This is a genomic window from Pseudomonas sp. PA-1-6B (assembly GCF_021609545.1).
GTDB classification, from domain to species: Bacteria; Pseudomonadota; Gammaproteobacteria; order Pseudomonadales; family Pseudomonadaceae; genus Aquipseudomonas; species Aquipseudomonas fluorescens_BV.
On sequence record NZ_WJZM01000022.1, the window covers coordinates 48,716 to 71,196 of the forward strand.

The window sequence follows — 22,481 nt, forward strand, 5'->3', positions numbered from 1 at the left end:
TCCCTCGCCACAGCGTCGCACGATGCCTAGGGATTCTTCACATCCACCAGACTCATCAACCCCGCCAACGGAAAATCACCCTCAAGCTCCGCCAAACTGGCCGTGTACATCGGCTGTGGCTGGCGCTGGTGCCCATGCTGCAGAAAACTGATCAGGCTACCCACCAGCGGTTGGTGGCTAACCAACAGCACGTTGTCATCGGTATCGAGTTTCTCCAGCACTCGCTGGACATCCCCATCGGGCGTCAGCCACGGCACCGTGCGGATCTCAGGCTCAAACCCCAGCACATCGCGCACCAACTGCGCCGTCTGCTGCGCCCTAACATAAGGGCTGGCAATGATGGCGCCCAAGGGCTGGCCAATCAGGTGCGTAGCACTGCGCAATACTTCAGCACGCCCATGCTCGGTAAGGTTGCGTTCAGCGTCCGTGCGCGCATGCGCTTGGGCCTCGCCGTGACGCAGAATCCATACCTTCATAGCTTCGGCTCTTCATCACGCACCGGGTGCGGTGCCGGCGGTACGCTGTGGGCCGCTTCGCCTTCGGGCGCGCGCGGGGTTGGCCAATCGGCGAACGGCCAGGGCTTTTGTTCGGTGTGGAAGCTGCCGAAGCGGCCAATCTGCGCCAGGAACTGGCTGAGGCTGTCGCCAAAGTTCATCAGGCCCAGGTTCGGTGCGCCGTAGATCAGCCGGTAAATCAATTGCACCACCACCAGCGCACCGAGCAGGAATTGGGCTACCTGCCACACCAGCACAAACACCAGCATCCACAGGATGCGCAAGCCAATCGACTCGTATTGGGGGGCAGCTTTGGGATCGTTCATGACGCGTTCCTCAGTTGAAACCACTGGTGGAAATAAAGTCGACATCGGTCTTGGGCTCGGCCCGCATCAGCAACTCGATGACCTGGTTCAGGGTGCGCCCTTCGAACAGGATCGCATGCAGGCCGGCGACCAGCGGCATGTACACGCCCACTTCCTGGGCCTTGGCCTTCAAGACCTTGAGGGTGTTGACCCCCTCGGCCACTTCGCCCAGACGCGTCACCGCTTCCTCCAGGCTCAGCCCTTGGCCTAAGGCGAACCCGACCTGGTAGTTGCGGCTTTTGGGCGAAGAACAGGTGACGATCAAGTCCCCCACGCCCGCCAGGCCGAGGAAGGTCATCGGGTTGGCGCCCTGGTTCACCGCAAAACGTGTCATCTCGGCCAGTGCGCGGGTAATCAGCATGCTCTTGGTGTTTTCGCCCATGCCCAGGGCCACGGCCATGCCAGCAATGATCGCGTAGACGTTTTTCAAGGCCCCGCCCAATTCGACGCCGAAGCGATCGGCGCTGGCGTAGACCCGGAAGGTACGGCCGTGCAGCACGGCCTGGACGCGCTCGCACAAAGCCTCGTCTTCACTGGCGACCACGGTGGCGGTCAACGCGTGCTCGGCGACTTCCCGTGCAAGGTTTGGCCCGGACAGCACGCCAATGCGTGCCTGAGGGGCAATTTCGGTGAGGATTTCACTCATCAACTTGAAAGTATGGGCTTCGATGCCCTTGGTCAGGCTGACCAGTAACTTGCCGGCCAAGCGTTCAGCGTGTGGCGCCAGTACCGAGCGCAAGGCGCTGGAAGGCAGCGCGACAAAGCACAGGTCGCAGGCCGTGAGGGTTTCCAGCAGGTCGGTCACCGGCTCGACGGCGGGATGAATCTTGATACCTTTAAGGTAACGAGGGTTTTCGCGATGCACGCGAATGGCTTCGGCCTGCTCGGGATCGCGCATCCACTGGCGCACCGCGTGACCGTTCTCGGCCAGCAGGTTAGCCACGGCGGTACCAAAACTTCCGCCTCCCAGGACCGCAATAGGGCGCTGTTCAGTCATATGCAATCCGTTAATCCATACCAGTGGCGATGGCGGCATTATACGGGGCGCCCCGCTTGCGGCCAGCCCCCGTATCAATTCGCGCGAGTCAGAAAATGCCAGAGGCGTGCGAAGTAAATGCAAGTCCGACGACTGGCAAACAGCCGCACCTCGGTTAACATGGGCGGCTATCCGCAATTAACAAGGCCGTGCCGTGTATCTGGGCCCTCCTCCTCGCTCATCATTATTGTTGCTGCTGTTGTGTGCTACCTGCGCGCAGGCCGACGATCTGTTCCTCGACAGCCAGCCGCTGCCCCAGGTCTTGACCGCCACGCGCCTCAAGCAATCGGCCGCCGCCGTGCCCGGCAGCATGACGGTGATCGACAGTGAGCTGATCAAGGCCAGCGGCGCCCGGGACATCTCGGAACTGCTGCGGCTGGTCCCGGGGATGATGGTCGGCTACACCAGCGGCAACCAGGCGTCGGTGAATTACCATGGCACCAGCGCCAGTGACGCACGGCGCATGCAGGTGCTGATCGACGGTCGCTCGGTCTATCGCGCCGGCCTGGCCACGGTGGATTGGAGCGATATCCCGGTGGCCATGGAGGACATCGAGCGCATCGAAGTCTTTCGCGGCCCCAACACCGTCAGCTACGGTGCCAATGCGCTGATGGCGGTGGTGAATATTCTCACCCGCTCGCCAGCCAACAGCCACGGCTCGCGGGTAAAGGTCATCCGTGGTGAGCGTGGCATCAATGACTTCTATGCCAGCCAGGGTGTGGGCTGGGAGACCGGCAATTTGCGCTTGTCTCTGTCCGGGCAACAGGACGATGGTTTTGACAGCGACGCGGTCGGCGCCGACCGCCGTGACGGGCGTCGCCTCAACCGTTTCAGCCTGGCGGTGAGCCAGGCCTTGAACGCGCAACAAAGTCTCGATTGGCAACTGAACGTCAAGGAAGGCACCAACCAGCGCCCTTATACCTACACCCCGGTGTTTGCCGGAATTACCGAAGGCGGCACCAATTCTGATGTCACCGCCAAGGACTACGCAGGGTCCCTGCGCTGGAACTTCGACTTCAACCCCGACCACAGCCTGTATATCCAGGGCTCGGCACAGCAATGGGACCGCAAGCAAATCTGGAAAGCCTGTGACGCCAAGGCCTCGTTCAGCCCTGAACTGACCCAGCTATGGCAGCTCAACCCCAACTATGCCGAATTGCTGGCACGGCACATGGACACCTACAGCCAAGGCTCCGCCCCACCGGGTAACGCCGCCGAACAGGCCTTGGCCAACCAGGTGCTGGACCAGTGGCGCAACGGTGCCAACCAAAGCGTGTGCGGCGATATCGACCAAAGCACCCGCGAAAGCCGCTACGACGTGGAGATCCAGGACACGCTCAGCCTCTCCGACAGCCTGCGCCTGGTCAGCGGCATGAATTACCGCTATGACCGCGCCGACTCCGAAACCTACTTCAATGGCACCCTGGACGACACCACCTGGCGCCTGTTCGGCCACCTGGAATGGCGCGCCAGCGAGCACTGGCTGCTGCAAGGTGGCGCCATGTACGAAGACACCCACCTGAGCGGCAACTCGCTCACGCCGCGTGTGGCGGTCAATTACCTGATCAATCCCCGCCACGGCTTGCGTGCGGTGTACTCCGAGGCAATCCGCTCGCCGGACATGTTCGAGAACAACGTCAATTGGAGCTACCGCGTCACCAATCTCAGCTCCCCGACCTACGGGCAAAACGCCGGTCAATATTTTGTCGTGACGCGCGGCCCCGGTAACCTCGACAAAGAGTTGATGCGCTCGCGCGAGCTAGGCTACAACGGCTTCTTTGCCGAGCTGGGGCTGAATGTCGACGTGAAGCTGTTCTATGACGAAATCACCGACATGATCAGCTCGCCGCTGCGCAACAACCAATACATCGCCAGCAACGCCAACAGCTCGCGCTTTAGCGGTGCCGAGTCGCAGTTCGACTGGCGCGTGAGTAACGCCGACCGCCTGCGCCTGACCTATGCTTATGTAGACGCCACCTCCAGCAACCCGCTGGACAAAGCGCAAACCGCGCGTAACAGTGGCTCGGCCGGTTGGCTGCGTGAGTGGGGCCAGGGTTGGTCCAGCGCCTTGTTCTACTATGGCGACGACGCACTCAACCAATATCGCTTCCAGCGGGTCGACCTGCGGGTGGCCAAGCGCATTGCCGTAGGCAAAGCCAATGTGGAGCTGGCGGGCATGTTGCAGCAACGCCTGGATGACCAGCCCACCACCTGGGCCGACAACAACTACGACCATCGCCACGTTCTCTACTTCAGCGCCGAGCTGGACTTCTGACATGGCCGACCAGTCACGGATGACCCTCTTCTTGGCTTCACGGTTTTGGCGCCGCGCCCTGCTGCTCGCGTGCCTGTTGCTGGCGGCGCCGGCGTGGAGCGCAAACATCCTGCTGACGGCCGCCGAAGACAGCACCGGCGTGCGCGCCTTTACCCAGGCCCTTGCCCAACAACGCCCCGAAGACCAGGTGAGCTTCACGCCACTCAAGCAGTTGCCAGCGCCCAGTCACCTGCCTGCCAGCACACGCCTGATTCTCCTTGACCTGCCGAGTCTGGACTGGCGCCTGCAGGATGCTCAGGGGCCACCAACCCTGGTGCTGCGCATCAGCCGTCTGCAGGCCCGACAACGCCTGGGCAACTTGCACCCGGCAAAAATCAGTCTGCTATGGAGCGACCCGCCGCTGGAACGTCAGTTGCGCCTGATCGCCAATATCCTGCCCCAGGCCCGGCGCGTCGGCGTGCTGTACGGCGTCGATAGCGAGTTCCTGCTGCGCGAACTGATCCAGTTCGCCAAACCCATGGGCCTGGAAATCATGCCCCAGCTCTGGGACAACACCAGCGACAGTCGCCCACTGCAAACCCTGTTCAAAAACAGCGACGTGCTACTGGGCCTCGACGATCCGCAGCTGTACAACCCCAAGACCGTAAAAAACCTGTTGCTGAGCAGCTACGCCCAACAACTGCCGTTGGTGGGGCCCAACGCTGGGTTTGTGCGGGCCGGCAGCCTGGCCAGCACCTACAGCGATCAATCCGACTGGCTCGCGGTACTGGACCAACTGCTGGACCAGCCGCCGGCCAGTTGGCCCAGCACGCTCTACCCGCAGTACTTCAAAGTCGTGGGCAACCCACAAGTCGCGCGCTCACTGGGCATCGAACAGGTCGATGAAATCGCCGTTGCCGCCCGCCTGGCCGAAGGAGAACAACGCCCATGACCTTGCGCCGTCGTTGGGATATCAACACCCGCACCCAGCTCATTACCCTGGGCCCTGCGCTGCTGTTGACCCTGCTGCTCATCACCTTCTTCACCTTCGTGCGCATCCAGGACTTGCGCCAGGAGCTGGACCACACCGGTCAATTGATCGCCAACCAGCTGGCGCCTGCCACCGAGTACGGCGTGATTTCCGGCAACAACGATGTGCTTGAAACCCTGCTGCGTGCGACCTTGGCCACACCCCATGTGCGCTTCCTGGAGATCCAGGACAGCGCCGAGAACATTTTGGTGTATGTGGAGCAGCCGTCCGAGCGGCATGACCGTTCGCTGTCGGTGAAGGTGTTCCAGGCACCGATCCGCCTGCAACACATCCAGCTCAACAATGACTTTTTCCAGGACAACCTCAGCGAACCCAAGGCCCCCCGCGCGGACTACCTGGGGCGGGTGATTGTGGGCATGTCCAACGACGCCTTCAGCCAGCGCCAGCAGGAAATCCTGTTCAAGGCAGGGGTACTGGCGCTGTTTGCCCTGCTGTTTACCTTCCTGCTGGCGCGACGCTTGTCGGCCAGCCTGTCACAGCCGATCAGCGCCATGGGGCACGCGGTCAAGGCCATCCAGCAAGGCGATTACAAGACGCCACTGCCCATCGTCGATGACTCGGAATTGGGCGACCTCTCGCGGCATATCAACAACCTGGCCGAGGGCCTTCAACAGGCCAGTCGCGAACAGCAACAAGCCATGGCCCAGTTGATCCAGACCCGTGAAGAAGCCGAGCGGGCGAACAACGCCAAGTCGGATTTTCTGGCGATGATGAGCCACGAACTGCGCACGCCCATGAACGGCGTGCTGGGCATGCTGCAACTGCTGGAAACCACGGAGATGACCGAGGAGCAGACCGAGTACGCGGCGCTGGCGTGCGAGTCCACCGAGCATTTGCTCAAGGTGATCAATGACATCCTCGATTTCTCACGCATTGAACGCGCCGCCCTGGAACTGGAACATATTCCGTTCAACCTGGCCGATCTGATCAACAGCTGCGCCCAGGCTTTCCAGCACAGCGCCCAGCAGCGCGGGCTGAGCCTGGAACTGCCCATTCCCATGGGCATGGAGGCTCTGCGTGTGCGCGGCGACCCGACGCGGATCCGCCAGATTCTGGTGAACCTGATCGGCAATGCATTGAAATTTACCGAACATGGCAGCGTGACCGTGGAGCCCCACTGGCAAACCCTGGACCATGAGTTGGTGTGGTTCACCTGCACCGTACGCGACAGCGGTATCGGTATTTCCGCCGAACGCCTGGATTTGATGTTCGATGCATTCCAGCAGGCAGACAGCTCCATTTCCAGGCGTTACGGTGGCACGGGCCTGGGCCTGCCGATTGCGCGCACCCTGGCCGAACGTATGGGTGGCACCTTGCGCGCCCAGAGCGAAGAAGGTCGAGGTTCAGTGTTCACCTTGGAGATTCCGCTGGCCATTGACCAGCAGCATGCGCCGGTCACCGCACCTGACGCGCTTGGCAAAGCCAGCGCCGGCGATGGGCGCCATGTGCTGTTGGTAGAGGACAACCCGGTCAACCGCACCGTGGTCGAAGCGATGCTGCGCAGCCTGGGCTTTGAAGTCAGCCTGGCCACGGACGGCGCCGAAGCGATCCGCAGCGCCGAGAGCCTGATTTTCACCGCTATCCTGATGGATTGTCGCCTGCCCTTGATCGACGGCTACGAAGCCACACGGCAGATTCGCCAACTACCCGGTTGCGCCGATCTGCCCATCATCGCCCTGACGGCCAACGCCTTGCAGGGCGATCGCGAAGCCTGCCTGGCAGCCGGAATGAACGATTACCTGGCCAAGCCGTTCAAACGCACGGATTTGCAGCAAATCCTGCAGCGCTGGGTGCAATAGCGCCGCGCCATCAGCCAACTGCGACTGGCGTGAAAGACGAAAGTGCGGCAGTCTTAGGCACCCGAACGGGCTGATAAACAGGCCCGGTTTAAAATTTCAGTGAACAAGTGTACATTCAGTGCCTTGCCGCTGTGACTTTCACTACAACGCAATAGTCTATGTGTAGGCTGCCGCTATGAGGCATGAACGCTTCATTCGGTTCGGGAAGATTTGCCCTACCCTGCCGCATGGGATTATTGAGGAGCTCGCATGACCAAACAAAACGCCTTTACTCGGGAAGACCTGCTGCGCTGCAGTCGCGGTGAGCTGTTCGGCCCAGGTAACGCGCAACTGCCCGCCCCGAACATGCTGATGGTGGATCGCATCACCCATATCAGCGAAGAGGGTGGCAAGTACGGCAAAGGTGAATTGGTCGCCGAGCTGGATATCACCCCTGACCTGTGGTTCTTCGCTTGCCACTTCGAAGGCGACCCTGTGATGCCAGGTTGCCTGGGCCTTGACGCCATGTGGCAACTGGTCGGCTTCTACCTGGGCTGGCAAGGCCTGCCGGGCCGCGGTCGCGCCCTGGGTTCGGGCGAAGTGAAGTTCTTTGGCCAGGTACTGCCGAGCGCCAAGAAAGTCACCTACAACATTCAAATCAAGCGCGTCCTCAAGGGCAAGCTGAACCTGGCCATCGCCGACGGTTCGGTGACTGTCGACGGTCGCGAGATCTATACTGCCGAAGGCCTTCGGGTCGGCGTATTCACTTCCACTGACAACTTTTAAGGGTTATCCGCATGCGCCGCGTCGTTATCACTGGTCTGGGCATCGTTTCTTGCCTGGGCAATGACAAAGAGACCGTCACCGCTAACCTGCGTGCAAGTCGCCCTGGCATCCGCTTCAACCCGGAATATGCCGAAATGGGTCTGCGTAGCCAGGTTTCCGGCTCCATTGACCTGCCCCTCGAAGAACTGATCGATCGCAAGATCTATCGCTTCGTCGGCCACGCTGCCGCTTACGCCTACCTGGCCATGAAAGACGCGATCGCCGACTCCGGCCTGAGCGAAGACCAGGTTTCGAACGTACGCACCGGCCTGATCGCCGGCTCCGGCGGCGCATCGACCCTCAACCAGATGGAAGCGCTGGACATCCTGCGCGAAAAAGGCGTGAAGCGCGTCGGCCCTTACCGTGTCACGCGGACCATGGGCAGCACCGTTTCCGCCTGCCTGGCTACGCCGTTCCAGATCAAGGGCGTGAACTACTCGATCTCCTCCGCATGCGCCACCAGCGCCCACTGCATCGGGACTGCCGTTGAGCAGATCCAACTGGGCAAGCAGGACATCGTGTTCGCCGGCGGCGGTGAAGAAGAGCATTGGAGCCAGTCTTTCCTGTTCGACGCCATGGGTGCCTTGTCCACCCAGTACAACGAAACCCCGGAAAAAGCCTCCCGTGCCTACGACGCCAAGCGTGACGGTTTCGTCATCGCCGGTGGTGGTGGCATGGTGGTGGTCGAGGAGCTGGAACACGCCCTGGCCCGTGGTGCCAAGATCTACGCGGAAATCGTCGGCTACGGCGCGACGTCCGACGGCTACGACATGGTTGCGCCAAGCGGTGAAGGCGCCATCCGCTGCATGCAGATGGCAATGTCCACCGTCGACACCCCAATCGACTACCTGAACACCCACGGCACTTCGACCCCGGTCGGCGATGCCAAGGAAATGGAAGGCGTGCGCGCGGTATTTGGCGACAAGGCTCCGAAGATCAGCTCCACCAAGAGCCTGTCGGGTCACTCCCTGGGCGCCGCTGGCGTTCACGAAGCGATCTATTGCCTGCTGATGATGGAAGGCAACTTCATGGCCGGCTCGGCCAACATCGACGAGATTGATCCGGTTGTGGCCGATATGCCAATCCTGACCAAGACCGTTGAAAACGCCAAGATCGACACCGTGATGAGCAACAGCTTTGGCTTCGGTGGCACCAATGCCACCTTGGTACTCAAGCGCTGGCAGGGCAAGTAAGCCCGCAGGTTGATCACACGAAAAAGCCCCGACTGGTTCGGGGCTTTTTTTGCGCTTTGATTTGAAACCGCGTCGCCTTCATCGCAGGCAAGCCAGCTCCCACATTCGACCGCGTTCATCCTGAAGGAATACGGTCCAGTGTGGGAGCTGGCTTGCCTGCGGCTGGGCCGCCCCGGTTCCCCGCCCTACACCGAAAACCGCGCCACCATCGAATTCAGATCCACCGCCAACCGCGACAACTCCTGACTCGCTGCACTGGTCTGGTTAGCCCCGGTCGATGTCTGGTGCGCCAGGTCGCGGATATTCATCAGGTTACGATCCACCTCCCGAGCCACCGCTGCCTGTTGCTCCGACGCGCTGGCAATTACCAGGTTGCGTTCGTTGATCAAGGTGAATGCCGAGGCAATCTCTTCCAGGGCCATGCCCGCCGATTTGGCGATATCCAGTGTGGAGCGCGCCCGTGTATTGCTCTGCTGCATCGAGCTGACAGCCTGGTCGGTGCCCTGCTGAATCCCGCTGATCATCTGCTCGATTTCCTGGGTCGACTGTTGCGTGCGATGGGCCAAGGCCCGCACCTCATCGGCTACCACCGCAAACCCGCGCCCGGCATCCCCCGCTCGCGCCGCTTCAATCGCCGCGTTCAGTGCCAGCAAGTTGGTTTGCTCGGCAATCGAGCGAATCACATCCAGCACTGTGCTGATGCCATAGACCTTTTGCGCCAGCGCTTCGACCTGGGTCACATTGGCGGTCACATCGGTCGCGAGGGCTTCAATCGACACCACCGTCTGCTGCACCTGCTCACGCCCTTGCTGGGCAATCCGGTCGGATTCGCGAGACGCCTGGGACGTGGCCACGGCATTGCTCGCCACCTCCTCCACCGCCACCGTCATCTGATTGACTGCCGTGGCCGCCTGTTCGATTTCCTGGTTCTGCTGGTGCAAACCACGGGTCGCATCCTCGGTGACGCAACTGAGCTCTTCGGAAGCCGACGCCAATTGGTTCGACGATTCTGAGATGCGCCGGATAGTGTCGCGCAAGCTCTCCTGCATGCGCTTGAGCGCCTGTTGCAAGCGCGCCGGCTCGTCGCTGCCACTGAGCCTGATGTCGCCCGTCAAGTCGCCACTGGCAACGCCCTGGGCCACTTTCAACGACTGTGCCAGCGGCAGCACGATGCTGCGCGTCAGCCACACCGCCAGGCCAATCGTGATCAACGCCGTGACGCCAATCATGACCATCACCCAGACCCGCGACTGGCTGAACACCTGCTGTGCCAGCCGGGCGGCCTCGTTGGCGCTGGACTTGTTCAGATTGACCAACTCACGCAGCGTCACGGCCATCTGGTCAGCCATCTGATTCATTTCGCCATTGACCACCGCAATGGCCTCCTCCAGCCGATTGGCCTTGGATAAGCCCACCACCTGCTCCTGGCGTTGCAGGTACTGCTGCTCCTCGACCTTGAAGCGATCAAACAGCACGCGCTCCTCAGGCAAGACGATCAATGCCTCGTAAACGCCTTCAGCGTGGTGCAAACCGGTTTTGATCTCGGCAATTTTCTGCTCGTTCTGCGCCACCGCCTGGGGGTCGCGGTTGACCAGCAAGCGCAACGTCAGCGCCCGAATGCGCAACACATCCTGGTTCATCTCCCCCACCGCCATCACGCTGGGCAGCCAATTGGTCTCCACCTGGTCCGACTGCTGGCGCATATTGGCCATCTGCAACAGGGCAAAGCCGCCCAAGACGAACACCATCAACGCCAGCACACCAAAGCCCAGGCCGGCGCGAGGGGCGATATTCAAACTGCGGATATTCATGCCAGGGTTCCTTCCAAAAGTACTGCATCCACCTGCAGCGGGTCTCTTGGACGTTATCGGCACCTCAGGTCATTGGCATAAGATCAAAACGCGATATCAACGCGCGTCGCCATCGCGAGACGGCTTGGGCAGGATGGCCAGGAAATTGTCGCGCGCAACCTTGTAGGCAACGTCTTCGGGCAACGCATCGAGGAAAGGATCGAAACGGCGCATCTCCTTGCCCAACTTATTGAAGCGCCCCACAACATCGGAGCCGAGCATGAAGCGATCCGGGAAGCGCTCCACCAGCGCAACCCATTGCGGCCGTGGCTTGCCGGCGTCATCCAGCAGATAGGGCGTGAGCATGCTCCAGGACAGGTCGATATACAGGTTGGGGTACGCCTCAAGCAGGCGCGTCAGGGTAGGCAACAAAAAGTCCATCTGCACCTGATGACGGTGAATTTCCTTGCTGGTACCGGCATGGGCCCAGATAAAACGCGTGTGCGGGTGATTGCGTAACGGCTGTTCGACTTCCGCCAGGTACAGCGGGTTGCGCTCACGTTTGGAGGTGATGTTGGAGTGCAGCAGCACCGGCAGGTCGTTTTCGGCCGCCAGGTGATAGATGCGCGTCATGGCTTCGTTATTGGCGCGCGGGGTGTCACCGGATGTCAGGGCGGTAAGGTCATCGTGCCGGGTGAACACTTCACCGATGCCCTGCCACAGCCCTGGGTTGAGGTCGAGCATGCGCTGGATATGGGCTGCAGAGTTCTTGTCGTTGGGATTGAAACCGGCGAGAAAGGGATGAAAGTGCTGGCGTTGCTCGGGGGAAAGTTTATTGACCGCCGCCGCGACGATCACATCCGTGGCGCTGTACCAATAGGCATCGGCGTCGTCACCGGCGTAGTAGCGCGGGCGCTTGGGCTCGTCTTCGTGCCATTTCTTGGCCACGGGAATCCCGGAAATCATGACGTGTTCAATGCGGTTGTCCGCCATGGCCTTGAGCAGCTTGTCCATGCCAGCGGTTTCCTGGAAAAAATCCACGTAGTGCAGGTGCGCGTCGCTGTAGGCATAGTCACGGGCCTGCGCGACAAGGCTGCTGGCGGCGAGCAACAAGGCAAGACTCAGGCGGGCTCCAGACACGGTAAAACCTCAATAAGGGTTGATACGGGTAGACCTTGCGCCAGCCTTCAGGGTTCAGCATGGAAAAAACCGGAACACTGGGGTGCCAGCATGCTCTATAACTGCATGACCTTCATCCTGCGCCCTTATGAGGTTTGCCATGCCTGTTACCGTTAATACGCTGAACGCTGAAAACTTCCGTCACAGCGTGAATATCAATAATCACGAGCTGTTTACCGACCTGCCCAAGAGCCTGGGCGGTGACGACTCGGCGCCCTCCCCCCACGATTATTTCGATGCTGCGCTGGCGTCGTGCAAAGCCTTGACCGTAAGGCTCTACGCGCAGAAAAAAGATATCCCGCTGACCGGCGTGACCGTGGAGGTCACTCACGACAGCGACGAAGAGCAAAAGGGTAAATACAAGCTCAACGTCAAGCTGACCCTCAAGGGCGTACTCACTGACGCCCAGCGCGATGAACTGCATCGCGTGGCCGATAAGTGCCCGGTACATAAGCTGATGACCACCGCCGAAGTCACTATCGAGACGAAATTGTCGGAAGGCGCCTTCAGCCAATAGCCCCAACTTCCCATCGAGCGGGTTATGCTCAAAGCATCCAACCCGCTCAGACTGGGATGCCCATGACCACCCTCACCGTGATTCGCCCTCGCCCCGAAGATGTAGAAGGCCAGCCTATCCTGCGGCCCCTGCCCTCGCGTGAATGCCGCAGCGTCGGGCCCTTTGTGTTTTTCGACCATATGCTGCCGACCCGCTACGCACCGGGTAACGGCATGAATATCCGCCAGCATCCCCACATCGGCCTGTCCACCCTCACCTACCTGTTTGAAGGCACCTTGCAGCATAAAGACAGCCTTGGCTCGGACCAGGTGGTGCAAGCCGGCGATGTCAGCTGGATGACCGCCGGCAGCGCGATTGCCCACGTCGAGCGCACACCTGAAGCGGTCAAGGCCAGGGGTTTCAACCTGCATGGCCTGCAGGTGTGGCTGGCCTCGCCCAAGGACCACGAGACCGGGCCCGGACACTACAGCCATCACCCAGCCGCAAGTTTGCCGATAAGCGATAACCTCGGCGTGCAGGTGCGTTTGATCGCCGGTGATGGTTTTTGCCTCAGATCACCGGTGCCGGTGCTGTCGCCGACGCTGTATGCCGAGGTACAGATGCAAACCGCCACCACCCTGTTGATTCCGGATGAACATGAGGAACGTGCGGTGTATGTGCTGGAGGGTGAGGTGCAATTGGACGGTGAAGCCCTGGAGGTCAACAGCTTGGTGGTATTGCCGACTGGGCAGGAGATGACTCTGTATGCCGAGAGTGATTGCCACCTGATGGTATTTGGCGGGGCACCGCTGGATGGGCCACGGCGGATCAACTGGAATTTTGTGGCGAGCGACCCGGCTGTGATCGAGCAGGCGAGACAGCGTTGGGCGGCTGGGGATTGGCCCACTGTGCCGGGGGAGTCAGAAAGAATCGAGTTGCCTGTTAGATAGCATTCGCGAGCAAGCCCGCTCCCACATTTGACTGCGTTCACAGATCGAAATGTGGGAGCGGGCTTGCTCGCGAAAAGGCCCGAACAGGCGCCGAAGCATCAGCCTTTGAACACTTCATCCAACAAGTTATGCATCGACTGGAAAGCCCGTGCGGCGGTCTTGGCGTCGTACATCATCTTGCCCGGCACATTGGCATGGGGGTCAGTGAAGGAATGCACCGCGCCGCCGTAACTGAGCAACTGCCAATCCACACCCGCCGCGTTCATTTCATCTTCGAACGCCGGCAATTGCTCTTTGGGTACCAACGGGTCCGAGGCGCCATGCAGCACCAGCACTGAACCCTTGATGTTTTTCGCGTCTGCGGGGTTCGGTGTATCCAGAGTGCCATGGAACGACACGGCAGCCTTCAGCGGCGCGCCGGTACGGGCCAGCTCCAGGGAGCAGCAACCGCCAAAGCAGAAGCCGAAGGTGGCCAGTTTCGATGTGTCCACTGCGGCTTCAGTCTGGCCTTGCAGTTGCTCGAAGGCGGCTTGCATGCGCTTGTTCAGCAACGGGCGATCATTCTTCAACGGCATCATCGCCGCGCCCGCTTCATCGCCATTTGAAGGACGTACGTTTTGCCCGTAGAGGTCGGCAATCAGCACCACGTAGCCTTTGCCGGCAACGGCCTGCGCGATCTCTTCGGCCCCCGCACTCACGCCCATCCAGTTCGGCGCCATCAGCAGTCCCGGCAACGGGCCCTTGTGGCTGGCATCGAATGCCAGACGGCTTTCATAAGACTGGCCATCAATCTGATAGACCACGGAACGTACAATGACTTGGCTCATGATTCACTCCAGTTGAGGTGCGCACAAACGAAAAAACCCGCCGAAGCGGGTTTTTCTACAACGGTGTTAAACCGACAATTCAACCAACAGCTTGTTCAGTCGGCGCACATACGCGGCCGGGTCCTTCAAGCTGTCGCCGGCTGCCAGGGCGGCCTGGTCGAAGAGGATGTGCGACAGGTCGCCAAACCGCTCTTCGCTCTGCTCGCCATCGAGTTTCTCGATCAACGGGTGAGATGGGTTGAACTCGAAGATCGGCTTGGAATCCGGCACTTTCTGGCCGCTGGCTTCGAGGATCTGGCGCATTTGCATGCCCAGGTCCTGCTCGCCGATGGCCAGGATCGCCGGGGAATCGGTCAGGCGGTGGGAAACCCGCACTTCACTCACCGCTTCGCCCAGGGAAGCCTTGATGCGCTCAACCAGGCCCTCTTTGGACTTGGCGACTTCTTCGGCTTCTTTCTTCTCTTCTTCGGAGTCCAGGTTACCCAGGTCCAGGTCACCACGGGCCACGTCGACGAAGGTTTTGCCGTCGAACTCGGTGAGGTAGCTCATCAGCCACTCATCGATGCGGTCGGTCAGCAGCAGCACTTCGATGCCTTTCTTGCGGAAGACTTCCAGGTGCGGGCTGTTCTTGACCTGGGCGTAGGTTTCGCCGGTCAGGTAGTAGATCTTGTCCTGACCTTCCTTGGCACGTGCCAGGTAGTCAGCCAGGGACACAGCCTGCTCGCCGTCTTCACCCTGAGTCGAGGCAAAACGCAGCAAACCGGCAATCTTTTCCTTGTTGGCAAAATCTTCCGCCGGGCCTTCTTTCATGACCTGGCCGAAGTTTTTCCAGAAGCTCTTGTATTGCTCAGGCTCGTTCTTCGCCAACTTTTCCAGCATGTCGAGTACGCGCTTGGTCAGCGCCGACTTCATGGAATCGATGATCGGGTCTTTCTGCAGGATTTCCCGCGACACGTTCAGCGACAGGTCGTTGGAGTCGACCACACCTTTAATAAAGCGCAGGTACAGCGGCAGGAAGGATTCCGCCTGGTCCATTACGAACACGCGCTGCACGTACAGCTTCAGGCCTTTTGGCGCCTCGCGCTGGTACAGGTCGAACGGAGCACGGGCCGGTACGTAGAGCAGCGAGCTGTATTCGAGCTTGCCTTCAACCTTGTTGTGGCTCCAGCTCAGCGGGTTCTCGTAGTCGTGCCCGATGTGCTTGTAGAACTCCTGGTATTCCTCGTCCTTGATCTCGGTACGCGGACGGGTCCACAGGGCGCTGGCGCGGTTGACGGTTTCCCACTCCACCGCGGGAGCTTCTTCGCCTTCGGCAACGGTCTGTTCCTTGGGCAACTCGATCGGCAACGCGATGTGGTCGGAATACTTCTTGATGATGTTGCGCAGGCGCCAGCCATCGGCGAATTCGTCTTCACCGGCTTTCAGGTGCAGCACGATGCGCGTGCCACGGTCAGCCTTGTCGATAGTGGCGATTTCAAATTCGCCCTCGCCCTTGGAAGCCCAGTGCACGCCCTCGCTGGCGTCAACGCCGGCGCGGCGGCTGAATACTTCAACCTTGTCGGCGACGATGAAGGCCGAATAGAAGCCCACGCCGAATTGGCCGATCAGGTGAGAGTCTTTTTTCTGGTCGCCCGACAGGTTCTTCATGAAATCTGCGGTGCCGGACTTGGCGATGGTCCCCAGGTGGGTGATCGCATCGTCACGGCTCATGCCGATACCGTTGTCTTCGAGGGTGACGGTCTTGGCGTCTTTGTCGTAGCTCACACGGATCTTGAGTTCCGCGCCGCCTTCCAGCAACTCAGGCTTGGACAGGGCTTCGAAACGTAATTTATCGACAGCGTCAGAGGCGTTCGAGATCAATTCGCGAAGGAAAATTTCCTTGTTGGAATACAGCGAATGGATCATGAGGTGCAGCAGTTGCTTCACCTCGGTCTGGAAGCCCAGGGTTTCCTTTTGAGTTTCCACACTCATGGTCATCAAACTCCAATTGGATGGCATTGGCCGCGCCCTTGAGGGTTGGCGGCGGGTTGTCATCAAAGTTGGGGACTAAGACCAGGATTTCAAGGGCGAACCAATTCCTCAATTTTGAAATGTGCCCGGGCAGTGGCAATCGGTTCGGCCGGTGTGCTCTGCCAGGCGGTAATCGCCACGTTGGCCACGCGCCGGCCCTGGCGCCATACCTGACACTTGGCATAAGTGTCCCGAAACTGGCCGGCGCGCAGGTAATCCAGGGAGAAGTCGATGATTTTCGGCAGGCCCGGAGCGCCAGTGAACACCAGCAGGTGCATGGCGGCTGCCAGCTCCATGAAGCCGGCGATCACCCCGCCATGCAACGCTGGCAATATGGGGTTACCAATATTGTCCTTGCTGGCCGGCAGGCGAAACAGCAACTCATCCCCCAGGCGGGTGCATTCGATGCCGATCAGTCTGGCATAGGGCACCAGCTCGAGCAGCGCATCGTAGTTGCCACGGTCGAGGGCTTGCTCCAGGCGCGTCTTGAACCGATGCGTCATGCCTGTTCTCCCTTGATGACAGTGCCCAAGCCTTGGGTGCCTTTGAGGCGCTTGCCCATGCGCATGAACGTGCCTACCACATGGGCGATAGGTTGTTGCGGGTCATCCTGATAAGCAACGCCACGGGTGAAGATCACGTCGGTGGTGACCCGGTAGCATTGCGCGAAGCCATACACCGGCTTATGGGGTTCGGCGGGATGCATGTAGTCGATACGCAGGTCCAGGGTGGGGCACACCTCGAACTCGGGCAATACGCACAGGGTCGCCATGCCGCAAGCGGTGTCCATCAAGGAGGTCAGCGCGCCGCCGTGGATCACCCCGGTCAGGGGATCACCGACAATATGCGGCCCATAAGGCAGTACGAGGGTCATGCCCTCCTCGCTGGCTTCATGCACCGCCACACCCAGCACCTGGCAATGGCGCAGGGCCGAAACGAAGCGCACGGCACGCTCCAACAAAGGGTTTTCGGTCATTGTGTTTAGACTCTTATTAGTGTGAATTCGGCGGATGGGAATGACTGGGTAAAGTTCCTGTACGAAACATGCTATATATCTGTGGGACATAAGGAACTAATGCTGGCCCCTTGGGTTCGAAAGGCCAGTAGATATCTTCAATAAGGAGAAACACCCCATGCGTAAGACATTAGCTATTTCCATGATGCTGGCCGCTGCTCTCGGTCTGGCTGCCTGCGACAAGAAATCCGAAGACAAAGCCCAAGACGCTGCTGCACATGCTGAGCAAGCTCAGCAAGATATGGCTAAAGCACAGGATAAAGTGAACGACGCTGCGAAAGAAAACGCCGAAGCTGCCAAAGCTCAGGCCGAATCGAACGAAGCGGCTGCAAAAGAAGCTGCACCTGCCGCACCTGCAGAACCTGCCAAGCAGTAATCGCAGGGTTTAAAGCTGTATTGCAGCAAAAAGAAAGCCCGCTGACCAAGCGGGCTTTTCTTTGTCCGGGATTTGCTGCCAGCGCTACGATGCGCCCTCTTTTACAGCGTCGACTGCCGGCATATCGGTCGGGGTGTACACCATCACCTGCAATACATCGGAATGGAACTCGCGGCGGTACAGCACCAACACCACCCCACTGCTCATCAACATGAACAACCAGGGGCTGACAAACCAGGCCAGCATGGTCATGCCGAAGTAATACGCACGCAGGCCAAAGTTGAACTGGTTGGCCGCCATCGAAATCACCCGCGCCGCCCGCAAGGCAAATGCATTGCGCTCCTGCTCCGACACATGTCGTTCACCAATCATCGGCGCCGAGCCCACCAGCACCGCCGCGAAGTTGTACTGACGCATGCACCAGCTGAAAGTAAAAAACGCATAGACAAATACCAGGGCCAGGCACAGCAACTTGACCTCCGACATGCCCTGGGACGCCTGCTGCACCATCGGAATATCTGCCAGCAACGACACCGCCCGCTCCGAAGCACCGAGCACGGTCAGGATACCCGCAAGGATGATCAAGGTACTGGAGGCAAAGAACGAGGCATTACGCTCCAGGTTGCCGATCACGCTGGCATCGGCGATGCGGTTATCGCGCAACAGCATGCGGCGCATCCAGTCTTCACGGTAGAGGTGCAACACGCTGGCCAGGCAGGCCGTATCTCGAGCTTTCCAAGTGGCGTAACGGGTATAGCCGCCCCAGCAGAGGATGAACCACAGGGCGGCAAGCAGGTGGACTTGATTGGTTTCGACGAACGACATGCGGGTCCTTCTAAATGTGAGCCCGGTGAGTTGTGCAACAAATATCAAAACCCCGGTCGTACTACCTGTCTTTTATGAGAATTCCTGTTTCCAGATATGCATGAGTTCGGCCTTGGAACCAATAGGACGCCTCCACTCACTTAGTTGGCCCCAAGGCACGAAGCCTTGATCATTTCTCAGGCGGAAGGAACTGCATATCTATCCTTAGGATGTTAAATGCGCTCAACGTCTCTCTCTGTCAGCCAAACACATGCGCCGCAAGCGATCCAGCTGTCCGTGGGCACAGCCTCTGAATCGACAACGCAACACCCGCCTTTATCGCATCACCCTCAGCCCAAGCCGTTGGGACTAGACCCGGATGATCGGATCAAAATCCAAGTAGCCGGCATAAAGCCAGTCGTTGCCAATGATACAGGGCCGAACGCAGTCGCCGCGCAATCCCAATTGATTGAGCAGCATCAGGCGTACAACCAGAAAATTATTGATTTACTCAGTCACCAGATGACATTCCAACGCTTTACCCAGGCTCAGTTGAAAAAAGCCTTTCCCCAGCTCACATCAATCGACCCGAACATTATCCACGTCAACACCTATCGAAAACAGCCGCCGGCAGAGCCCGTGCTGATTTCTACGCAAACCTTATCGGAGGCATTGCTCGAAAAAGTCGCGCAAGTCCACATAAACGCCGTCACTGGCACGCCCAACACTGAAGAGCACAGTGCCGACATACAAACGGGCTTTTACATTGACGGACCTGCGGGTGCTCCCCAAACCAGGTTGGAGCATCAGGGTTCCCTGCTGACGCTTGCACACGATATCGCAACCCGCTTTTCAGGCGCGCTCAGTAGCTACTGGAAAAGATCACCCGTAGGCTCCCCCAAGCAGCCATCACGTTCAGCCCAACTGCTCGCCCTGCATCGGCAAATGCTTTCCACCGAGGCAGCCCTGCGGGTTGAAGACGGAACCCTCAGCGAGGCTGGCAAAAAGTTGATCGACACAGCCTTTCAGTACCCCACCCTTGAAGCACGCGAGCGCGAACTTCCCGCAGGGGATCGGCCTGGGGTGTATCCGATCCGGATAGATGACAACTCCGCCAACGGCGCATTTTTAGCCGGTTGTTTTCTTATCACTCGCAGCGACGGCTCGTCGGCCGAGGCACCTTACACCGCAAGTGACACCCGTAATATCGGGCTGGATGACACCACCGGGCCTGTAGTGCTTTACACCCCCGGGGACGGTTTCGAGGAGTTCGCGAGCCCTGGCAAAGCCCGCGAAGCATTGATGCAGAGAATCGATAATGATGACGAGAAGGCCAACCTGCTACTCAAAAGTCTACCGGTGTCGGTAGAGCACAGTCGAAACCCTCCGTGGGGTGATGATTTAATGCTGGGATTCGCCCCCGTCTGCGGCGACGTCGTGGCACAAACCTTTCCCCAGTTGTTGCAGCGACAGGCTGACGAGGTCAATGAAACCATGCGGGCCGGGTTCGCCCAAGCGCAAGCCGAAGCTGGCTCCTCTCGCACACCGTCGTTGCTCTCTGCCCAAACTGTCGAAACCATCAATGATGCAGCGGATCTTTCACTGCATTTCGATGGCAGTAATGCCCTGCTCGCACGCAATGAACAACTGCACAACAAACTGCAACCACAATGGCTTAAAGAACTGACTCCCCAACAAGAAACGAGCTATAGGGAGCTGGAGGAAGCACAGGATACAAGCCTTACGCACTTGCAAGCGCTGTTGGTAAACATCCCGGCCCCCAACATTTTCGCCAAACAGTTGCTGACCCAGGCGTTGAAAGCCAAGCTGCCGGGCCGCTACCAGCACGAGGAAATAGACCCTGACCACGTGATGGTTCAGATGACCACGCAGCAGTCGAGCAATAGCGGACTTTTAGGTACCGCAAACGCACCAAAGCCGCAGATTCACACTCGATCGCTGACCGACCTGGCTCTCATGAACACAACGCCATGGCATGAAAGCTCGCCGACGAGCACCTGGGCCGCTCGCGTCGTAAGTGCCAGCGGAAAATACCTGCTTACCCTGGATAAGCCGTTTCTCGAGGGCCTGATCAGCCAAACCGATGTGGGCGGCAAATACCTCAAACTACTGGATGACAAACTCAGCCCCACTGCCGCCTCCGACGAAGCCAGGGTGCTGCCCGACGCGTGGAAAAACCATCTGAAGGCAAAGATGGCCAAGGACGCGTTCATCACCAGCCTGGATCCCGATGCCTATCTGAACAGGCAAAAAATCGCCGAACAATGGATCGAAGCGACACTTGAGCATAGCGACTCCACCACCTGGCCAATCGTGAATGGTGCGTCCATCGTCTCGCATAGAGTGGTCCTGAACGGCAAACCCGTCCAGGGCATGATGGTCATCAAACCGACCAACCACCCCTCGCTGGTGCTGTACAGCCCGGATGCTCCCGACGGACGTCCTTTCAGAGAAATTGTGGACGAGGATCAACTTAACACGCTGCTGAACACGTCCGAGTGGATGTCCTACATGGATCAGCGGGTATCACCTGTTGATCGATATAATATTCACGACACCCTGTTTTTGCCTCAGCTCGGCACGTGGCTCAAGAAATTCGCGGCCGACCATGAAGCGGGCATCCGACTGAAGCCGTTCAAAGGTAGCATCACTGAAAACCTGTACATGCAGGAGGTGGGGTTACTCAAAGGGAGAGCGTCGGTTGGGATGACAACCAGCGCAGAGGTATCGGCCCGATCCGCAGCCAACAAATTAATGTTCGCCGCAGACATAGCCCAATTCGTTCTAAGCCTCATCCCGGTCAACGCTGGTATGTCAGCCACCAACAGGCTCTCCAAGGCTGCGCTAAGAACGTTGCGTACACCCGGACGAAGCCTGCCCAAGCTCCTCACCCAACCGGGACGCTGGGGGGCGGTGTACGACGATTTCGCCATGGCTGCGTCGGGTATCCCTTTACTCAAAAGGACCCCGTTGCGCCCAGTGTTCAGAACCCCTGGGCGCACGCTCCAACGGCGACTGACAAACACGGCAGGTACAAATGGTACGCCAAGCGGTCACGTCGTACCGGTTCCGGGTACGTCGATATCGGGCGGCCGCCCCTCAAGCATCCCGACCCAATTGCCGAACGCGGCCCACCCTGTACAGAACCGTGGGGACCTCGCCGCGCACGCACTGGATAATCAGCTACTGGCAGGAAAACCGCTCAGCACCACCAGGCCACAACAAGTCGGTGAAAAATGGTTGATCCGTTACACCGATAACTCAAACGTGAGCAGGGTCTATCAAATAAGCCCAGCGTTCAAATTCGAATCAGGATTTGTAAACGTTATAAACCCCGAAACAAAGCATCGGGTGGCTACGCTTTTGAACAAAGGGAACGGCGAATGGGTGCTAACCGGTTTGCCGGGAGGCGCCAAACTACCCCAAACGCTAGAACCCCTACCGCAGCCTCATTCTGCCTCCTCGGCGGAAAACCTAGTGCCTGCAAGCAGCTCTTCCACCTCCGGCAGTTGGCGAATAGAACCGCCCATTCGAAAACCACTCGCAGTGCTGGTCAATACCAGGGCTCGTGACCTGAACGCCGAGCTGCATCTGGCCGGAGCGGCATTGAACCCCCGAGCGGCCCGAGCGGAACTGGTTCGCATCACAAAGCCGGATGACCTGAAGGTTGTATTGAAACCCGACACAGTCAGCAAGTTCGTCTTCACTCAAGACAACCAACTGATCATCGGTACTATCGACAAAAGTGCACCGCCAAAATGGTTATCACATCCTGCCATCGCGGAAATCGGCGCTGGCAGTGGCCAATCAGAAAAGGTAGTCAGCGCAGGCTATATAAGGAAAGACGCCTTCGGGAAATTCCACCTTTCCGATGTCTCTGGACACTATCTACCCAAAAAAAGCGATTTAAGGCCCGCCCAGGAATATTTGAGGAACATGGGAGTGGATTCGACAAAGAGCAAGTTCCCGATACCCTGAAACAGGCAGCCTGGCTTGGCACTGCGTACAAAAAAAGCC

19 protein-coding genes and 1 pseudogene are annotated in these 22,481 nt (G+C 59.2%); 9 read left to right on the forward strand and 11 right to left on the reverse strand.

Translation table 11 applies throughout. The features are described 5' to 3' along the window. Positions 1 to 26 precede the first annotated feature (26 nt). The 3 genes from sixA to GIV35_RS12905 are packed head-to-tail and all read right to left on the reverse strand — an operon-like array spanning position 27 to position 1,856. Positions 27 to 476, reverse strand: a complete 450-nt coding sequence (gene sixA, locus GIV35_RS12895; RefSeq protein ID WP_200648984.1) for a phosphohistidine phosphatase SixA — start codon at positions 474 to 476, stop codon at positions 27 to 29. Then, positions 473 to 820 (reverse strand): DUF4389 domain-containing protein, encoded by a 348-nt coding sequence (locus tag GIV35_RS12900; RefSeq protein ID WP_198715458.1) that lies wholly within the window; start codon positions 818 to 820, stop codon positions 473 to 475. Before GIV35_RS12900 ends, sixA begins: the two co-directional genes overlap by 4 nt. A 10-nt stretch (positions 821 to 830) precedes the next feature. After that, a complete protein-coding gene (locus GIV35_RS12905) occupies positions 831 to 1,856 on the reverse strand; it encodes an NAD(P)H-dependent glycerol-3-phosphate dehydrogenase (RefSeq protein ID WP_116667546.1) in 1,026 nt (341 codons plus the stop codon). Between the two features lie 193 nt (positions 1,857 to 2,049). Here GIV35_RS12905 and GIV35_RS12910 point away from each other — a divergent pair, with 193 nt between their 5' ends. From GIV35_RS12910 to fabB, 5 genes are all read left to right on the forward strand, one after another. After that, positions 2,050 to 4,170 (forward strand): TonB-dependent receptor plug domain-containing protein, encoded by a 2,121-nt coding sequence (locus GIV35_RS12910; protein ID WP_202691398.1) that lies wholly within the window; start codon positions 2,050 to 2,052, stop codon positions 4,168 to 4,170. A gap of 1 nt (position 4,171) precedes the next feature. After that, positions 4,172 to 5,101: an ABC transporter substrate-binding protein gene (locus tag GIV35_RS12915; RefSeq protein ID WP_105226297.1), complete on the forward strand. Its 930-nt coding sequence runs from the start codon at positions 4,172 to 4,174 to the stop codon at positions 5,099 to 5,101. Continuing rightward, a complete protein-coding gene (locus GIV35_RS12920; protein ID WP_054899022.1) occupies positions 5,098 to 6,999 on the forward strand; it encodes an ATP-binding protein in 1,902 nt (633 codons plus the stop codon). Before GIV35_RS12915 ends, GIV35_RS12920 begins: the two co-directional genes overlap by 4 nt. A 249-nt stretch (positions 7,000 to 7,248) precedes the next feature. After that, a complete protein-coding gene (gene fabA, locus GIV35_RS12925) occupies positions 7,249 to 7,764 on the forward strand; it encodes a 3-hydroxyacyl-[acyl-carrier-protein] dehydratase FabA (RefSeq protein WP_003190035.1) in 516 nt (171 codons plus the stop codon). 11 nt (positions 7,765 to 7,775) lie between these two features. Continuing rightward, a complete protein-coding gene (gene fabB / locus GIV35_RS12930) occupies positions 7,776 to 8,996 on the forward strand; it encodes a beta-ketoacyl-ACP synthase I (RefSeq protein ID WP_003190033.1) in 1,221 nt (406 codons plus the stop codon). A 185-nt stretch (positions 8,997 to 9,181) separates the two neighbouring features. Here fabB and GIV35_RS27500 read toward each other — a convergent pair whose 3' ends face one another. From GIV35_RS27500 to GIV35_RS12940, 3 genes and pseudogenes are all read right to left on the reverse strand, one after another. Beyond that, positions 9,182 to 10,045: a methyl-accepting chemotaxis protein gene (locus tag GIV35_RS27500; RefSeq protein ID WP_404942496.1), complete on the reverse strand. Its 864-nt coding sequence runs from the start codon at positions 10,043 to 10,045 to the stop codon at positions 9,182 to 9,184. Continuing rightward, positions 10,037 to 10,807: pseudogene (locus GIV35_RS27505) on the reverse strand (MCP four helix bundle domain-containing protein); the annotation flags it as partial. The pseudogene GIV35_RS27505 and the gene GIV35_RS27500, both read right to left, overlap by 9 nt. Before the next feature lie 96 nt (positions 10,808 to 10,903). Further along, complete coding sequence (locus GIV35_RS12940; RefSeq protein ID WP_198715456.1) at positions 10,904 to 11,926, reverse strand: amidohydrolase family protein; 1,023 nt, start codon at positions 11,924 to 11,926, stop codon at positions 10,904 to 10,906. A 139-nt stretch (positions 11,927 to 12,065) separates the two neighbouring features. Here GIV35_RS12940 and GIV35_RS12945 point away from each other — a divergent pair, with 139 nt between their 5' ends. Then, a complete protein-coding gene (locus GIV35_RS12945; protein ID WP_034127200.1) occupies positions 12,066 to 12,482 on the forward strand; it encodes an OsmC family protein in 417 nt (138 codons plus the stop codon). 62 nt (positions 12,483 to 12,544) lie between these two features. Beyond that, positions 12,545 to 13,411, forward strand: a complete 867-nt coding sequence (locus tag GIV35_RS12950; RefSeq protein WP_054899020.1) for a pirin family protein — start codon at positions 12,545 to 12,547, stop codon at positions 13,409 to 13,411. Between the two features lie 98 nt (positions 13,412 to 13,509). On the opposite strand, the gene GIV35_RS12955 is transcribed toward GIV35_RS12950, so the two are convergent. From GIV35_RS12955 to GIV35_RS12970, 4 genes are all read right to left on the reverse strand, one after another. Continuing rightward, positions 13,510 to 14,238 (reverse strand): dienelactone hydrolase family protein, encoded by a 729-nt coding sequence (locus GIV35_RS12955; protein WP_105226293.1) that lies wholly within the window; start codon positions 14,236 to 14,238, stop codon positions 13,510 to 13,512. A gap of 66 nt (positions 14,239 to 14,304) precedes the next feature. Continuing rightward, complete coding sequence (gene htpG / locus GIV35_RS12960; protein WP_236264500.1) at positions 14,305 to 16,209, reverse strand: molecular chaperone HtpG; 1,905 nt, start codon at positions 16,207 to 16,209, stop codon at positions 14,305 to 14,307. A gap of 89 nt (positions 16,210 to 16,298) precedes the next feature. Beyond that, complete coding sequence (locus tag GIV35_RS12965) at positions 16,299 to 16,751, reverse strand: PaaI family thioesterase (protein ID WP_054898383.1); 453 nt, start codon at positions 16,749 to 16,751, stop codon at positions 16,299 to 16,301. Next, a complete protein-coding gene (locus GIV35_RS12970) occupies positions 16,748 to 17,224 on the reverse strand; it encodes a PaaI family thioesterase (RefSeq protein ID WP_105226292.1) in 477 nt (158 codons plus the stop codon). Before GIV35_RS12970 ends, GIV35_RS12965 begins: the two co-directional genes overlap by 4 nt. Positions 17,225 to 17,381: 157 nt before the next feature. Here GIV35_RS12970 and GIV35_RS12975 point away from each other — a divergent pair, with 157 nt between their 5' ends. Further along, entirely contained in the window at positions 17,382 to 17,639 is a 258-nt protein-coding gene (locus GIV35_RS12975; RefSeq protein ID WP_034127196.1) for a hypothetical protein, read from the forward strand. An 84-nt stretch (positions 17,640 to 17,723) separates the two neighbouring features. Here GIV35_RS12975 and GIV35_RS12980 read toward each other — a convergent pair whose 3' ends face one another. Continuing rightward, positions 17,724 to 18,464 carry a DUF599 domain-containing protein gene (locus GIV35_RS12980; RefSeq protein WP_034127195.1) on the reverse strand — a complete coding sequence of 247 codons (741 nt, stop codon included), beginning with the start codon at positions 18,462 to 18,464 and terminating at the stop codon, positions 17,724 to 17,726. Between the two features lie 216 nt (positions 18,465 to 18,680). On the opposite strand from GIV35_RS12980, the gene GIV35_RS12985 reads away from it, so the two are divergent. Then, positions 18,681 to 22,442, forward strand: a complete 3,762-nt coding sequence (locus GIV35_RS12985) for a dermonecrotic toxin domain-containing protein (RefSeq protein ID WP_236264501.1) — start codon at positions 18,681 to 18,683, stop codon at positions 22,440 to 22,442. The last annotated feature ends 39 nt before the right edge of the window (positions 22,443 to 22,481 follow it).